The organism is Methylobacterium phyllostachyos, from assembly GCF_900103445.1.
Lineage (GTDB): Bacteria > Pseudomonadota > Alphaproteobacteria > Rhizobiales > Beijerinckiaceae > Methylobacterium > Methylobacterium phyllostachyos.
In genome coordinates this window covers 169,262-185,286 of record NZ_FNHS01000004.1, presented here as the reverse complement: position 1 = coordinate 185,286, position 16,025 = coordinate 169,262, and the positions used below count along the sequence as shown (strand labels likewise).

General features: G+C 69.6%; 14 protein-coding genes. 8 read left to right on the top strand and 6 right to left on the bottom strand.

What is annotated here, in order from left to right; genetic code table 11:
- Positions 1-135: 135 nt before the first annotated feature.
- Complete coding sequence (locus BLQ49_RS07955) at positions 136-1,218, bottom strand: catalase family protein (protein WP_091714795.1); 1,083 nt, start codon at positions 1,216-1,218, stop codon at positions 136-138.
- A 179-nt stretch (positions 1,219-1,397) separates the two neighbouring features.
- On the opposite strand from BLQ49_RS07955, the gene BLQ49_RS07950 reads away from it, so the two are divergent.
- Positions 1,398-2,519 carry a catalase family protein gene (locus BLQ49_RS07950; protein ID WP_091714793.1) on the top strand — a complete coding sequence of 374 codons (1,122 nt, stop codon included), beginning with the start codon at positions 1,398-1,400 and terminating at the stop codon, positions 2,517-2,519.
- A gap of 266 nt (positions 2,520-2,785) precedes the next feature.
- On the opposite strand, the gene BLQ49_RS07945 is transcribed toward BLQ49_RS07950, so the two are convergent.
- On the bottom strand, positions 2,786-2,995 hold the full coding sequence (locus BLQ49_RS07945) for a hypothetical protein (RefSeq protein ID WP_143012224.1): 210 nt from the start codon (positions 2,993-2,995) through the stop codon (positions 2,786-2,788).
- Between the two features lie 217 nt (positions 2,996-3,212).
- Between BLQ49_RS07945 and BLQ49_RS07940 the strand changes: the two genes are divergently transcribed.
- From BLQ49_RS07940 to BLQ49_RS07930, 3 genes are read left to right on the top strand one after another with little or no spacing between them, the layout of a single operon-like run.
- Positions 3,213-4,337 carry a sensor histidine kinase gene (locus tag BLQ49_RS07940; protein ID WP_091714790.1) on the top strand — a complete coding sequence of 375 codons (1,125 nt, stop codon included), beginning with the start codon at positions 3,213-3,215 and terminating at the stop codon, positions 4,335-4,337.
- Positions 4,321-4,746, top strand: coding sequence for a response regulator (locus BLQ49_RS07935; protein ID WP_091714788.1), 426 nt, complete (start codon positions 4,321-4,323; stop codon positions 4,744-4,746). The genes BLQ49_RS07940 and BLQ49_RS07935 overlap by 17 nt, the downstream gene beginning before the upstream one ends.
- 8 nt (positions 4,747-4,754) lie before the next feature.
- Positions 4,755-5,921, top strand: coding sequence for a hybrid sensor histidine kinase/response regulator (locus BLQ49_RS07930; protein WP_091714787.1), 1,167 nt, complete (start codon positions 4,755-4,757; stop codon positions 5,919-5,921).
- 139 nt (positions 5,922-6,060) lie between these two features.
- On the opposite strand, the gene BLQ49_RS07925 is transcribed toward BLQ49_RS07930, so the two are convergent.
- The 4 genes from BLQ49_RS07925 to BLQ49_RS07910 form a co-directional block, all read right to left on the bottom strand.
- The gene (locus BLQ49_RS07925; RefSeq protein ID WP_091714785.1) at positions 6,061-6,975 is read right to left on the bottom strand and encodes a molybdopterin-binding protein; all 915 of its coding nucleotides are present in this window, start codon (positions 6,973-6,975) and stop codon (positions 6,061-6,063) included.
- A complete protein-coding gene (locus tag BLQ49_RS07920; protein WP_091714783.1) occupies positions 6,972-7,796 on the bottom strand; it encodes a cytochrome b/b6 domain-containing protein in 825 nt (274 codons plus the stop codon). Before BLQ49_RS07920 ends, BLQ49_RS07925 begins: the two co-directional genes overlap by 4 nt.
- Positions 7,797-7,924: 128 nt before the next feature.
- Positions 7,925-8,158, bottom strand: a complete 234-nt coding sequence (locus tag BLQ49_RS07915) for a hypothetical protein (protein WP_091714781.1) — start codon at positions 8,156-8,158, stop codon at positions 7,925-7,927.
- Positions 8,159-8,449: 291 nt separating this feature from the next.
- Positions 8,450-10,030, bottom strand: coding sequence for a PAS domain S-box protein (locus BLQ49_RS07910; RefSeq protein WP_167627660.1), 1,581 nt, complete (start codon positions 10,028-10,030; stop codon positions 8,450-8,452).
- On the opposite strand from BLQ49_RS07910, the gene BLQ49_RS07905 reads away from it, so the two are divergent.
- The 4 genes from BLQ49_RS07905 (at position 9,983) to BLQ49_RS07890 (ending at position 15,966) form a co-directional block, all read left to right on the top strand.
- Complete coding sequence (locus BLQ49_RS07905; RefSeq protein WP_167627659.1) at positions 9,983-10,468, top strand: sensor histidine kinase; 486 nt, start codon at positions 9,983-9,985, stop codon at positions 10,466-10,468. The genes BLQ49_RS07910 and BLQ49_RS07905 overlap by 48 nt on opposite strands.
- 170 nt (positions 10,469-10,638) lie before the next feature.
- Positions 10,639-13,362 (top strand): PAS domain S-box protein, encoded by a 2,724-nt coding sequence (locus tag BLQ49_RS07900; RefSeq protein ID WP_167627658.1) that lies wholly within the window; start codon positions 10,639-10,641, stop codon positions 13,360-13,362.
- Positions 13,359-13,742 carry a response regulator gene (locus BLQ49_RS07895; RefSeq protein WP_091714773.1) on the top strand — a complete coding sequence of 128 codons (384 nt, stop codon included), beginning with the start codon at positions 13,359-13,361 and terminating at the stop codon, positions 13,740-13,742. Before BLQ49_RS07900 ends, BLQ49_RS07895 begins: the two co-directional genes overlap by 4 nt.
- A gap of 505 nt (positions 13,743-14,247) precedes the next feature.
- Entirely contained in the window at positions 14,248-15,966 is a 1,719-nt protein-coding gene (locus BLQ49_RS07890) for a sensor histidine kinase (protein ID WP_091714772.1), read from the top strand.
- Positions 15,967-16,025: the final 59 nt, after the last annotated feature.

Below are 16,025 nucleotides of genomic sequence, written 5' to 3'. Positions count from 1 at the left end.
GATGCCGTAGTCCAGCCACATGCCCGGCTCCACCTCGGCGGAGTCTCACTCGACCACGACTCCGTCCTACTGCTCGCGCATCCATCGCTCCCTGACTCGTGGTGGCCCATGGCAGGCCGCCGACGGCACGGTCACTCAAGCCGGGATGTCGTTGATGCAGCCCGTGTTCTCTTCCGCCACACCGTTCTCGCGATGGCGGAACTCGCTCAGCGTCCGGTAGACCTGGAGGCGCGCCCGCATGACCGAACCGAGGGGTCGGTGAGCCGCGAGGCTGTGCGCGGGGCGGAAGGTCATCACCTCGTCGAAGTAGCGAACCCGCATGGTGGAATAAGCGTCCTGGCGTGGCAGGCGGACCGTGGCCACCGTGCGGTAGGGACTGATCGAGACCGGCCAGTCGACCGAGGCATCCTCGATGGGCTGCTTCTCGGCGTCCGCCCACAGCTGCGCCCGCAACTCGAACACCACCTCGTTGTCCCGGAAGAAGGCGACCGTGGCATGCCGGAAGCCGTCCTCGTCCTGGTGCGGGTCCAGCCGCCACTCGGCCAGGGCGCGCTGCGCCTCGCCGTCCGGCACGGCTCCCAGCTTGGCCACGTGGTCCCCGTAGCGGACAGGTGCCTGGCTGAAGTAGCTGTCGGCGAGCGGGTGGCTGAACGGGTGGCCGAAGAAGTCGGCCATCGCGCTCTCCTTACCGAAGGCATGGAGCGCCCGGTTGAGGTTGCGGGCGGTGGCGGAGACGGTGCTCTTGATGCCTTCCGGCAGGCCCGTCGACTTCCCGATGACCGTGCCGTCGCGAAGGAACCCCGCCGCCGTGCCCGACGGGAAGGTCGTGCCGGTCGCGAGGACGAAGTCCTGGGTGTCGACGTCGTGCCCCGGCAGCTTCTCGCCGCTCACCCCGAAGACCTTGATGGACATGCCCCGGTGGGTCGAGACCCTGTCGCCCAGGGTCTCGCCGGGCCCCTGCGCGAAGCGTACCGCGACAGGGTACGTCCCCGGGGTGGCGAACAGGCCCTGGGCGAGTTCGGGCGGCAGGCCGGAGGCGACCGTCAGTTCGCCCGTCACGCAGGCGGAACTCTTGGCGTGGCTGGCGCGGACCGCGTGATGCTCGCGCTTCTCGACCACCTGCGACTGCTGGGTCATGCCCTGGATGATGCCGTCGATGGTCTCCTGCTCGTCCGGGGCTGGCCGCTCGATGTCGGGGGTGTAGCGAAGGTAGGTCATGCCGGTCTCTCCCGTGCGCCTCGGCCGGCAGGTGAGCCGAACGCGTTCCGTTCCCGCCCCGCCCCAAGGTCTCGGGACAGCAAACCCAGCCAGGGCCGCCGTGGGGAAAGCATGCCGGCAACGCGGCGTTCCCAATGTCGTTCACAAGCGATTGAATGGGGCGCAATCCGGAACGTCGCATGCTTCGACCGGTTCTGTTAGGGACGAACGAAGGACGCCAGACCTTGCAAGCACCCGTCCGCTACAGCCCCGACGTCGAGGTCATGAGGCCCGACGAGGACCGGACCATCGAGCAGCTCAACGAAACATTCGACACCATCTTGGAAAGGGTCGCGAAGGATTCCGGCCACGCCGTCCGCTCGGTCCACGCCAAGTCGCACGGCATCCTTGAGGGCACGCTGGCAATCGACGCGGGGCTTCCCCCCGAGCTCGCGCAAGGGCTGTTCGCGACGCCGGGCGAGCACAAGGTCTACATGCGGATGTCGACGAACGCCGGCGACATCCTCCCGGATGCGGTTTCGCTGCCTCGCGGCCTCGCGCTGAAGGTCCTGGACGTGACCGGCGAGCGCCTGCCGGACGCGGAAGGGACGAGCCAGGACTTCGTCATGGTCAACGGCCCCGTCTTCCAGGCGCCGAACGCCGAGAAGTTCCTGGGCAGCCTCAAGCTGCTGGCCAAGACCACGGATCGGATCGAGGGCGTGAAGGTCGCCGCCTCCACCGTGCTGCGCGGGGTGAACAAGGCGCTCACGGCGGTCGGCATCGAGAGCCCGACGCTCGGCTCGCTCGGCGGCGCGCCGAACGTCGACCCGCTTGGCGAGACCTACTACAGCGTCACCCCGTTCCGGTACGGTGACCACATCGCCAAGTTCTCGGTCGCCCCCGTCGCTCCGGCGCTGACCGCGCTGACCGGTACCGAGATCGACGCCTCCGGCCGCCCGGACGCGATCCGCGAGACCGTACGGTCGGAAATGGCCGGCATCGAGGGCGTCTGGGAATTCCGGGTGCAGCTCTGCCGCGACCTTGAACGCCAGCCGGTGGAGGACCCGACGGTGCCGTGGGACGAGGGGGAGACGCCGTTCCAGCGGGTGGCCACCATCACCGCCCGGCCGCAGGACAGTTGGGACGCGGCGCTGGTCGATGCCGTGGACGAGCGCATGCGGTTCGCGGTCTGGACCGGGCTCGCGGCGCACCGGCCACTCGGCAACGTCAACCGCGCACGCAACGCGCCCTACAGGCACTCGGCGGAGTTCCGGCAGCGCTTTAACGGCTGCCCGATCCATGAGCCCGCCGCCGTGCGGTGAGGCGCGTCGATCCGGGGATGCCGTCCAACCGGCGCGAAGGTTGGGTCTGTTCCGGAAGTGGCCTTCGAACCCTCCGGCCAGCCGTCCGCGCCGTGGGCGGCCCGGACCTGAGGCGCGCCGCGGAAGGACGTCAGGCGTGCCGTTCGCGCGAACGCGATACCGGCCCGCGGGCCTCGTCGAGAACGCCCGTGACCCGGACCGCCGACCTGCGATGCCGCGCCCGGGCGAAGCCATGGCCGACCTGCCCGAATCGCGGCAGGCGTCCGTCATCCCCGTTCGGATTGTCCGCCGGCAAATGCTCCCCGGAGCAGGGCGGCCGCATTGCCGCGCAACTCCATGGCGCGGATGCGCTGGCTGCGGGCCAGCACACGCAGGGTCGGGACGTGCACGTCCCCGGGCCTGCGCATCGCCAGGTCCACCAGGGCGTCGGCATGGACCTCGCGCCCGACGGCCTCGTCCAGCAGGCGGCGGATCATACTGCGTTCCCCGTCGTGCATCCCGATCCGCGTCGCTTCGCTGCCTCAGTCTCCGGGCTCGCTGCCGCGGGGATGTCGACGTGACCATGGCCAGTCAATTCGGTCCCGCTACGGCGGGCCTTGCCGCCGCCGCTTTGTCACGACATGGGGCGCCAAGCTTCGACGAAGCGGGCGGGCGTCGTCGTCCCCGCCGAACCATCGACAAGGGAGAGACTGCGTGGAGCGAGCCGCGAACCTCACGGCGGACGACTTCCGCGCCCTCGCGGACGCGCTGCCCCAGATGGCCTGGGTCGCCGAGCCGGGCGGCGACATCATCTGGTACAACCGCCGCTGGTACGACTACACCGGCACCACCATCGAGCAGATGCGGGGCTGGGGCTGGCGCGACGTCCACCACCCGGATCACGTCGAGCGCGTCGTGGAGCGCATCAGCGAGGCGTTCCGGACCGGCGAGCCGTGGAAGGACACCTTCCCGCTGCGCGGCGCCGACGGCGAGTACCGCTGGTTCCTGTCGCTCGCCGCTCCCCACCGCGGACCGGACGGAGCCATCCTGCGCTGGTTCGGGACCAACACCGACATCACCGAGCGCAAGGGGATGGAACGCCGGCTCGCCCGCCACGCCATCGACCTGCGCCGCTCGAACGAGGAACTGGAGCAGTTCGCCTACGTCGCCTCGCACGACCTGAAAGCCCCTCTACGCGGAATCGAGAACCTCGTCGGGTGGATCGAGGAGGACCTGGAAGGGGCGCTGACCGGCGACGTCCGGACCAACATGGAGCTGCTCAAGAGCCGGGTGCGGCGGCTCGACAGCCTCCTCGACGACCTCCTGGCCTACTCCCGGGCGGGACGCGGCGAGGCCGCCGTCGACCGGATCGACACCAAGGCGCTCGTCGAGGAACTCGCCGTCCTGGTCAGCCCGCCTGAGGGGTTCACCATCACGGCGGATGACTCCCTCCCGACCATGCAAGCCGCCCGGGCACCGCTGACGCAAGCCTTGCAGAACCTGATCGGCAACGCCATCAAGCACCACGACCGGCCGGCAGAGGGACGCATCAAGGTCGAGGCGAAGCTTTCGGGGAACGTGGTCGAGTTCGCCGTCATTGACGACGGACCGGGCATCCCTGAGCAGTTCCGCGAGCGCGTGTTCGGCATGTTCCAGACGCTCAAGCCTCGCGACGAGGTCGAGGGCAGCGGCATGGGGCTGGCCATCGTGCGAAAGCTGGTCGACCGCCATGGCGGCAAGGTCTGGCTCGCGGACGGGCCGAGCGGTCGCGGCCTGGCGGTGCATTTCACATGGCCGCTCGACGGCGGGAAGGGGCGGACGGATGGGCTCGACGGTTAACATCCTGCTGGTCGACGACGACGAGGTCGACGTCCAGGGCCTCAAGCGCGCCTTCAAGAAGAGCAAGATCGGCAACCCGATCACCGTCGCCCGCGACGGCATCGAGGCCCTGGAGATCCTGCGCGGCGAGAACGGTCATGAGCGCCTGCCCAAGCCGCACCTGATCCTTCTCGACCTCAACATGCCGCGCATGAACGGCATCGAGTTCCTGGAAGCGGTGCGCGCCGACGACGACCTGCGCTCGGCGGTGGTGTTCATGATCACCACGTCGAAGGCCGACGAGGACCGGATGCGCGCCTACGGGCACAACGTTGCCGGCTACATCGTCAAGCGCGATCCGGCCAACACATTCATGGAGGCGGTGGCGCTGCTGGAGCATTACTGGAAGGTCGTCGAGTTCCCGGCATAGCCACCCCGGTGACGAACCCGACCCGCATCTTGCTGATCGACGACGACGCGGTAGACCGGGCCGCCGTCCGGCGGGCGCTCGCCAAGTCCGGCCTCGCGCACACCCTTGCCGAGGCGTCCGGGGGCGAAGAGGGCCTGCGCCTCGCCACGACGGAAACCTTCGACTGCGTGCTGCTCGACTACCGGCTGCCGGGCATCGATACCTTCGCGCTGCTCAGGACCCTGCTGGCGGCCGAGGGGCAAGCGCGGGCGGTGCTGATGCTGACCGGCGAGGCCGACCCGGACCTGGCGACGCGGCTGATGCGGGCGGGCGCGCTGGACTACCTGGACAAGGCGGAGGTCACGCCTTCCGGCCTGGCCCGTGCGATCCGCTACGCGGAGGCCAGGCAGGCCTTCCAGGCGGAGCTCGCCGCGTCGCGTCGCGAGGCGGAGGCGAAGTCCCTCGAACTGGACACCCTGAACCGGCAGAAGTCGCTGCTGTTCTCCATCATCGCCCACGACCTGCGCAACCCGTTCCAGGCGCTGCTCGGCCTCTCCGAGGTGCTCGGCAAGGCGGTCGCGGCGCGCGACCCGACATCCATCGAGCGCCGGGCGAAGGGCATCCACGAGGCGGCGACGCAGGCCTACGCCCTGCTTGAGAGCCTGTTCTCCTGGGCGAGCCTGCAGATGGACACGATGGCGGTCACCCTGACCGACGTCGACCTCGCCGCCGTGGCCGCCGAGGTTGTGCACGGCGCCGCGGAAGCCGCCGCCGACAAGGGATTGAAGCTCGAAGCCTCCTGCGGCGGGATCGTCGTCCTCGCCCAGCGGGACATGCTCACCACGGTGCTGCGCAACCTCGTCGGCAACGCCGTCAAGTTCACGCTGCCCGGCGGGACCATCTCCGTCTCGGGCCACTGCGACGGGGACGAAGTCGAGATCTCGGTCACGGACACGGGAGTCGGCATGCCGTCGGGCAAGGTCGACGACCTGTTCCGGCTGGACCGGCGGACGACGACGAACGGCACGGCGGGGGAGCGGGGAAGTGGGCTCGGCCTGCTGCTGTGCCGCGATCTCGTGGAGCGCCAGGGCGGCGTGCTGAGAGTGAGGAGCGCCGTCGACCGGGGGACGACCTTCCTGTTCCGGCTGCCCGTATCGGGCACCGTCAATGCCGCATCGCCCGCCACGGCATCCTGACGGTTCAACCAAAGGAGGCCTGGGGGATCGAAGTTTCAGGCGCCGCACCTCGTGGCGGACAGGCGAGGCGCCGCGGCACGTGTCCGCCGGCCATTCCCGTCCGGTCAGGTCCTCGATGTGGCCGGCTTACGTCTCCCTCTCAGATTCCCGCGTACCAGGCGTACCCCTGGTCCTCCCAGTAGCCGCCGTTGCCCTCGCCGATGTTGGCGAAGCTCTCGACCACCTCGATGCGCATGACGTACTTCGCCTGCTTGTAGCCGAGGTTGCGCTCGACCCGCAGGCGCAGGGGGGCGCCGTTCGCCACCGGCAGGGCCTTCCCGTTCAACTCGTAGGCGAGGATGGTCTGGGGGTGGAACGCGTCCACCAGGTCGACACTCTCGTAGTAGCGCACCGGCTCGGTGGCCGGCTCGGCGTCCGCGGCCTGCTGGCCGCCGGAATCGCGCTTGTCCTCACCGCCGCCCGTTTGCCTGGTCATCGCGGGGTTGGCGTTTCCGCCGGACGGCGCCGCGTCTGCATCGTCCGCGTCGGTGCCGGCGTCGTCTCCCTGATCCATCGTGTCGGCGCAGTGGAACACGACGTAGCGTGCCTGGGGCTTGAGGCGGGCCTGGGCAAGCAGGTCTGCGAGGGGCACGCCGGTCCACTTGCCGATGGCGCTCCAGCCCTCGACGCAATCGTGCCGGGTGACCTGCGTGCGCGACGGGAGCTTGCGGAGTTCAGCCAACGAGAGCTTCAGCGGCGTCTCGACAAGCCCGTCGATCTCCAAGTGGTAGGTCGCGAACTTGCGCCTCGCGAGGGCCTTGTACGCCTTGTCGGGCGGGTCCTCGGTGCCGTTCGGCTTGAACCACGGCGAGATGTCCGCCTCGGGGAACTCGGGTGCCAGCGTGCGCTCGGTCAGGAGGAGGCGCTGCACGAACAGGTTGGCGTCCTCGCCCGTCTTGAGCGTGCGTCGGAACCACTCGGCCTCGCCGAGCCGGTCGCAGCCGCCGAGCATCGCGGTGCCGGCCGCAGCGGTGGCGCCGAGCAGGAGGGCGCGGCGGCTGGGCGGGCGGTTCATGGGGCGCTTCCCGTACCGTCCGCGGCAGGGGCCGGCTCGACCTTGCGCTCGATCACGAACCAGCCGGTGAGCATGCCGCGCATGTTGTTCCAGAAGCCCGAGAGCACGACCAGGGCGACGTGGACGACGACGAACAGGACCAGCAGGGCCGCCACGACGAAATGGACTGTGCGCGCCGATTGCCGCCCGTCGAACAGGGTCAGGAGGAAGGGAAAGGCGGCATCCATCGCCGGCGACATCGCCAGGCCGGCCAGCACCTGCACCGGCAGCAACACGAACAGCACCACGGCGTAGGTCAGCTTCTGGATGACGTTGTACCGCTTTGCCTCGTCGCCCTGCGGGAAGCGCAGGGTCAGGTGTTCCCGCACCGAGGCTGCGAAGTGCCTGACCTGATCCCGCTGGGGCACGACCCGGAACCTGAGTTGGCCGCTGAACAGCCCGTACAGCAGGTAGAGGGCGCCGTTCAGGACGAAGGCCCAGGCGAAGAAGAAGTGCCAGGAGCGGCCACCGGTGAGGTCCTGGTCGCTTGGCAGGGTCAGCCACGACGGAAAACCGCGGTCGGCCGGCTCGCCGTCGGCGCCGTCGGACGAGCCGAGCAAGCCAGTGGTGTCGAACGTGCGGCCCAGGACCGTGGTGACGCCTTTCGGCGGGTCGTCCTCGGTCTGGGACATCGCCATGAGGGGCGTGTCGAAGGTCGATACCTTGCCCCAGTACAGGGCGGGATGGGCATTGAAGATCTGCAGGCCGCTCATCAGCAGGACGAGCAGGCATAGGGCGTTGACCCAGTGCGTGACCCGGATGACGGCGGGGTGCCGGAACATAAATCGGCGGCGCTCGACCTCCGCCGTGTCGGGAGCGGTGCGCGTGAGGTAAGTACGGGGCAAGCGTCGCCTTCCGAAAACAGAAAGGGGGCGGGCCGAAATCCGGCCCACGCCTCCCGAGGGACCGCTTACATGCGGTTCATCATCATCTTCTTCTTCATCATCCGGCGCTTCATCATCTTCTTATGCATCATGCGCTTCTTCATCATCATGCGCTCGCTGCTGCTCATGCGGACCTGGGTAATGCCGGCCGGGGCGGCCTGAAGGCCGTTCGGGCCAATCGGGGCGGCGGAGGCGGCGCCGGTTCCGAGCGCGAGGCCGCCGAGGACCGAGGCGGCGAGCGCGAGGGTGGTGATCTTCATGGGATGTCTCCTGGAATGGGAGGGCTCCGCCTCCCAGTTCGGGTCCAAGAGATGAAATTCCCTTAAGTTCCTGAGTCTTATAGGATAAATCAACAAGGGCGCGATCCGCGCGCAACCCGTCGGGCGTCGGAAACCGCTTTCCGCGCCGTGCCTGGACCTCGCTCGTTACGGTGGCGAGGTCCGGAAAGTTTCAGCCGAGGTCGAGAAGTCGGGGCCTGGCCACGTCGAGGGGCGCGAACCACGTCGTCGGCTCAAGACCTATCGGGGCGAAAGGAGCTCGGCGGCGAGGGCCTATCGCTCCTCGACCTCGGCCAGCGGCGCGGTCAGGACGCAGGCCAGGCCGCCCGGCTCGTAGGTCGTCTCGACGCGGCCGACGCTCCCGCCGGACAGACCCCGCGCGATCAGGCGGGAGCCGAACCCCTTGCGGGTGGGCGGCAGCACCGGGGGACCGCCCCGTTCCGTCCAGGTCAGGCGGAACGTGGGCTCCAGGCCGTCGCGCGTCACGGTGCACGCGATGGAGACCGACCCCTCCGCGGTCGACAACGCCCCGTACTTGGCCGCATTCGTCGCGAGCTCGTGCAGCACGAGCGTGAGCGACACCGTGGCGGCCTCTCCGACCGCCAGTGCCGGGCCGTCCAGTGCGAAGCGCCCAGGCAGGCGGTTGTCGTACAGGCCCACCGCCGCCGCCGTCAGCGCGTGCATCTCCGCCCCGTCCGTCGCTTCGTCGAGGAGGATGTCGTGCGCCCTGCCCAGCGCGACCAGCCGCGCGGCGAGGGCCTCGCTCGCCGAGGCGAGGTCGGCGGCGTTGCGCATCGTCTGGGCGGCGATGGCCTGCACCACGGCGAGCACGTTCTTCATGCGGTGGGAAAGCTCGCGGTTGACCACCTGCTGCTGTTCCCGGGCCCGCCTGCGTTCGGTCGCGTCGGTGACGGTCATCACCGCCCCGGCGGCCTCCTCCCCGAGCCGGAACGGGACGCTGCTGCACTCGACGGGAACCGGACTGCCGTCCCTCCGGAAGAACACGGCCGGCTCGGACGCGACACGGGTCCCGTTGCGCAGGGCCCGGACGAAGACGCAGTCCCCGGCCGGGAACGGACGCCCGTCCTGGTGGCTGTGGTGCACGGTGTCGTGGAAGTTGCGGCCGCGCAGGTCCTCCGCCGGCCAGCCGAACAACCGCTCGGCGGCCGGGTTCGCGAACTGGATCGTCCCGTCGGGATCGAGCCGCAACACCGCCTCGCTGACGTGGTCGGTGACCGTGCGCAGCAGGGCCCCCTGGCGTTCCAGGGCCATCTCGGTTTCCCGCTGACGGGTGCGGTCGCGCAGGATCTTGAGGAAAGCGACGACCGCGCCGTCCTCGTCCCGGAGCGGCATCATCTCGCCGCTGGCCCAGAAGCGCTCTCCGCCCTTGCGCAGGTGCCAGCGCTCGTCGGCCCCGCGACCCTCCGTGAGCGCGCCGTGCATTTCCTGCTGCGGGATGCGGGCGATGCGGTCCTCCGGGGTGAAGAACCGGTCGGCGTTCCTTCCGACCATCTCGGCGGCGGTCCAATCGAGGACGTGCTCTGCCCCGGTGTTCCAGGTGGTGACCGTCCCGTCGAGGTCGGTGGCGATCATGGCGTAGTCGACGGAGCTTTCGACGATGGCGCGGTAGCGCGCCTCGCTCGCGGTCAGCGCGGTCTTCGCGGTGCGGGCTCCGACGACTTCGTCCGTCACGTCCTCAACGTAGTGGATCAGGCTGACGACCTCGCCGCCGGGCCCGGACACGGGCACGGACAGCGGCCGCCAGTGCCGCTCCTCGAAGGTGCCGTCCGGGCGACGGATGTTGTAGTGCTGCACCGCCATGCGGTCGGGCCGCGCGGTCTCGGCAAGGCGCACGACGTGCTGCTGCTCGGGCATTCCGAGACAGCCAACGTCCGCGACCTCGTGCGGGGGACGCTTGCGCTGCACGAGGACAAGGCCGGTCGGTTCCACATCTCCGGGCCGAACCTGTTCATCGGGCCGAGCGCGGCGCTGATGCTCGGGCTGGTGCTGCACGAGCTCGCGACCAACGCGACCAAGTATGGAGCCCTCTCCACTGCGGCCGGCCGTGTCGACCTCGACTGGAGCGTGACCGGGGACGGGGAGGATGCCGAGTTCCGGCTGGACTGGCGGGAGCGGGACGGGCCCCCGGTCGCACCGCCGGACCGCAAGGGCTTCGGCTCGCGCCTGATCGAGCGCGGGATGGGCGGCGGACGGGTCGCCATCGACTACCGGGTCGAGAGCGTCAGTTGCGTGGTGAGCGTGCCGATGAAGAGCCTGCAGTCACGAGCCTGACGATAGGCCGACAGGGTGGCGGATCCCCTCCTGCGCTTTCGCCGGACAATCTTGAATGGCGAATTCCACCAAGACGTTGACCGGAACGCCGCAGTGACGAGGCGTCGGTGCTTCGCTATCAGCCTCGCCCATGGACGATGCCGATTGCCGGGGTGCAGGCGAACTTCTCTATGGATAACGATTTGCGATACCTCTCGCGCGAGGAGCTTGAGGCAGAGGTCCGCCGCCTGAGGGCGAAGTTGGCCGACCGACCGGACCACGGCCCGAGCCCATCCTACCCGCACCCACGCCCAGCATCGACCGACACCGACGTGTTGTTCTCCGCCGTCGACAAGACCGGCCTGCCGATGATCCTGACGGATCCCAACCAGGACGACGACCCGATCGTCTTCACCAACCGGGCTTTCCTCGACCTTACGGGCTACGGAATCGACGAGGTCGTCGGGCGAAACTGCCGCTTTCTCCAGGGGCCCGACACTGAGCCCGACCGCGTCGACGCCATCCGCACCGCCCTCCGGGAAAACCGCGACCTTACCGTCGAGATCACCAACCACCGTCGCGACGGCACGCCCTTCGTCAACGCCCTGTTCGTCGGCCCTGTCTTCGACGGCGAGGGACGGCTGCGCTATCGCTTCGGCAGCCAGATCGACGTCACCGAGGCGCACCGCAACCGAGAGCGCATCGCCGAGAGCGAGGCGCGCCAACGCGCCATCTTCGACAGCGCCAGCGAGATGGCGATCATCGTCACCGACACCGCCGGCACGGTGACCGACTGGAACGTCGGGGCCACGCGCATCCTGGGCTGGTCGGCCGAAGAGATGCGCGGGCAGCCCATCGAGCGGATCTTCACGCCGGAGGATCGAACGACCGGTCAGATGCGCAAGGAGATGGACGGCGTCTTCCGCGATGGCCATGCCGAGGACATGCGCTGGCATCTGCGCAAGGACGGCGGCCGGTTCTATGCGGTCGGCGACATGACCTCGCTGCGGGGGCTCGACGGGACACACCGGGGTTTCGTCAAGGCGTTCAGCGACCGCACGCAGGAGCGCAACCTTGCCACCAAGGAACAGGCCGACGCCGAGTTCATGCGCAGCGTCCTGGCATCGTCCGCCGACTGCATCAAGGTGCTCGATCTCGACGGCGGCCTGACCTTCATGAGCGAGGGCGGCATGCAGGTGATGGAAGTCAGCGACTTCAATCACATCAAGGGTTGCCCATGGCCGAGCTTCTGGCAGGGCCAGGGGAACGCCGATGCGCTGGCGGCCTTGGCCACGGCCCGGGACGGAGGGATCGGCCACTTCCAGGGGGGCGCGGACACCTTCCTCGGCAACGCCAAATGGTGGGACGTCCAGGTGACGCCGATCTTCGGCCCTGACGGGCGGCCTGAGCGTATCCTGTCCGTGTCGCGCGACATCAGCGAGCGGAGGTCGTTCGAGGAGCGTCTTGCGGCGAGCGAGGCCCACTGGCGCGGCCTGTTCGAGCGTTTGAGCGAGGGGTTCATCGTCGGCGAGGTCGTGCGCGATCAAACCGGTCGCATCACGGATTGGCGCTACGTCGACGTCAACTCCGCCTGGGGCCGGCTCGTCGGCATCGCAACGGATAGCGTCGTGGGACGCACGATCCGCGAGGTCTTCCCGGGCATCGAGGACGCCTGGGTCGACGAGTTCGCCGACGTGGTCGAGACCGGAGAGCCGGTGACGTTCGTCCGGCAGGTCGGCACCCTGGCGCGGTGGTACGAGGGCCGGGCCTTCCCGCTCGGGGGCGAGCGCTTCGGCGTGATCTTCCTGGAGGTGACCGAGCGGGTCGAGGCCGACACCCGGCGCAGCGGCCTCCTAGAGCTCGGGGAAAGGCTGCGGGCCGGCATCGACACCGACGCGATAGCGATGGCGGCCGCCGCCATACTCGGTCGCGTGCTCGGCGTTGGCCGGGTGGGCTACGGCACCGTTGGCTCGGATGGCGAGAGCTTCGTCGTGGAGGAGGACTGGACCGCGACGGGTTTCCCGACGCTGGCCGGCCACTACCGCATGGACGATTACGGCCTTTACGCCGAGGACCTCCGGCAGGGGCGGACGGTCGTCATCCCGGACGTACGCGAGGATCCGCGCACCTCCGCCTCTGCCGCGACCTTGGAAGCGGTCTCCGCCCGCACGCTCGTCAACATACCCATCGTCGAGAAGGGCCGGACGGTGGCAGTGCTTTTCGTGAATGACGGCCAGCCACGGTCCTGGACCGAACCGGAGGTGTCCTTCGTCCGCCAGATCGCCGAGCTGACCCGCCAAGCCGTCGAGCGTCGGCGTGCCGAGGAGCGGCAGGACCTGTTGAACCACGAACTCTCCCACCGCCTCAAGAACACGATGGCGATGGTCGTGAGCATCGCGCACCAGACGCTGCGTTCCGTCCCGGAGCGCGAGCCGGTGGAGGCGTTTCAGAAGCGCATCCAGGCTCTGGCCTCGGCCCACGACCTGTTGCTCCGCAAGGACTGGACGGCGGCGGACCTTCGGACCGTGTGCCGGGAGGTGCTCGGCACCGCGGCCGAGGCCCGCCGCTTCACGCTCGATGGCCCTGACGTGGCGCTCGGCCCCAGTGCCGCGCTGTCGGCGTCGTTGCTGCTTCATGAGCTGGCGACCAACGCGGCCAAGTACGGCAGCCTGTCCGGCGAGGAAGGCCAGGTCGAGGTACGGTGGTGGATCGACGGCGCGACGGGGGAGCCGGGGTTGGTGCTGCGGTGGCGCGAGCACGGTGGCCCCCCCGTGACGGCGCCGACCCGACGGGGCTTCGGTTCGCGCCTAATCCGCACGGGCCTCGTCGGAACGGGCGAGGTCGACGTTACATACGACACGGACGGGGTAATCGCGGTGATGCGTGCACCGATGGTCGAGGTGCAGCGCTCATGACGACGACCGAGGCGAACGGCGACGGGGTGCGAGCGGTCGTGCTCGTGCTCCAGGACGAGCCGATCCTGGCAGGGATCATGCGGGACTTCGTCGAGGAGGCGGGGTGCGACGCGGTCGTGGTACGCACCGCCCAGGCGGCGGTCCGCACCCTGGAGGAGCGTACGGACATCCGGGTGGTGTTCGCCGATCTCGACGTGCGCGGCTCGACCACCGGGCTGAAGCTGGTGGCGATGATCCGGGACCGGTGGCCGCCCATCGAGCTGGTCCTGACGGGTGCCCTGGCGCCGGACCTCGACGCCATCCCGGCGCGGGGCGTGTTCTGCGACAAGCCCTTCCGCGAGGGTAAGGTGATCTCAGCAATCCGTAGCTTCGCCGCGTGAGCCAAACGCTCCGACCGCACCGTGGAGGTGATGGCGCAAAGGATCGGAAGCGAGTGGAACAGGGAAGTCCGCTTCCCTTGATCTAACGCTCGAAAGCGGAACGGCTCAAAACCACCCTTTGCAGACCTCCCACCCCAATCAGGAATAGAGACGCGACCCAAGCGGTCAACCGGGCCTTGGCCCAAGGCTCCGTCAGCGGTCGTCGTACGGCTCGAAAGCATCACCGTCGCTGCGGCTTTGGCACGGAAGACCCGTTCGTACAGGGGGAGGGAGCGCACCCATCTCGCCGGTGCAACCGGTCGGGCCTCGTCGGGCCACCCTTACGATGGGGCATGCTGTCGGTCGAGCTTCCCGCCCCCATGTCCGCTGTCGTCGCATAGACCCATGGCGGCTTCATCGACGCTCGTTATCGATCTATCGACGATTTTCCCCTTTCCATGTCCCGGGGTGGCTTCAGACACCCTCCCGCGGCGCGCCGGCCCCGCCGGCGCCCGAGCCCGTCACGATGTCCCTGACCACCCGCATCCTGCTGCTCGTGATGCTCGCCCTCGCCCCGGCGTTCGCGATCCAGGGCTACAACGAGTACGCCCTGCGCTCGTCCCGTGACGAGGCGGTCCGCGCCGACACCCTCGCCACCGCGCGGGCGGTCGCCGACGACCTCTCCCAGGTGGCCGAGGTCGCCCGGCAGGCCCTCGACTTCGTGGCGCGGGACCCAGCGGTGCGCGCGATGGACCCGGTCGGCTGCACCGCCTACCTGCGCGACGTCGCCCGCGATAACCCGCAACTCGCCATCTTCTCACTGAGCCGGCCCGACGGGGCGGTCGTCTGCAACAGCCTCGGTTCGGCTCCTGGCTCCTACGGCGTGGCAGACCGCCTCTACCACCGGCGCGTCCTGGCCGAAGATGCGTTCGTCATGGGCTCGCACGTCCGGGGGACGGTCTCGGGGAAGGACGTCCTGCACTTCGCGCGGCCCCTGCGCGATGCCGATGGCCGGACGGTCGCCGTCCTCGCGGCGGCCTTGGACCTCGCCTGGCTCGACCGCCGCCTCCGGCGCGACCTGCGGCACCCCAGCACCTCGCTCACCATCGCGGACGCGGACCACACCGTCATCGTGCGCTACCCCGACGACGAAGAGTTGGTCGGCACGACCGTCCCCGGGGAGCGCATGCGCATCGTCCTTGCCCGTGGCGAGGGTGTTAGGGTCGCCGCCGGCTTCGACGGCCGGGAGCGCGTGCTTGCGAACGTCCAACCCACGGGCCCGGCCGCCGCGGCATGGGTCACCGTCGGGCGCGACCGGGACGTGGCCTTCGCCGACGTCGATGCGGCCGCGCGCCGAGGAGTGATGCTGATCGGCCTCGGGGCGGCGCTGGCGCTGGCGGCCGCCCTGCTGGCCGGCCGTTTCTTCATCCGTCGCCCGTTCGACCGCCTGCTGCGCGCCGCCGATGCCTGGCAGACGGGCGACCTCACCGCACGGATCGGGATGACCCGCGGCGACGAGTTCGGCCGGCTGGGGCGCAAGCTCGACGCGATGGCCGGCACCCTGCAGCGGCGCGAGGGCGAGCTCCGCGACGAGATCGCCCGGGGACGCGAGATGCAGGACCGGCAGGTCACGATGCTGCACGAGCTGAACCACCGGGTGAAGAACACGCTCGCCACCGTGCAGGCGCTGGCCCGCCAGTCGACCCGCGGCGGCGAGGCGTCGGGCGAGCGGCTGGAGGCGCGCATCCTCGCCCTGTCGAAGACGCACGACCTGCTCACCAGGGACGACTGGTCGGGCGCGCCCCTGCGCGAGGTCCTCGACGGCGAGATCGGTCCCTACCGCGACGGGCCGGACCGCTTCCACGTCGAAGGGCCGGACGTGGACCTGCCGGCCCGTCACACGCTGTCCTTCGGCATGACCCTGCACGAGCTCGTGACCAACGCCGCGAAGTACGGGGCGCTGTCCGTTGCGGAGGGACGGGTGTGCATCGCGTGGCGGGTGGTGGTCGGCGAGAGCGGCGTGGTCCGCCTCCACCTCGACTGGGTCGAGACCGGCGGTCCCGTGACCGGGCGTCCCGACAGGAAGGGCTTCGGCACGCGGCTGATCGGGGTCAGCGTCGAGCGCGAGCTCGATGGGCGCGTGGAGATGGACTTCGCCCCCGCGGGCCTGCGGTGCGTGATCGACGTCCCCCTGGACGCTATTGGCGGCATGATGCGGCCGCATTCCACCGCAGCTAGGCAGTAGCGCCCGCCCGTTTGTCCGGGGCCATTCCAGGACCTGCCGCCAAAGCGGACCGGGACGAC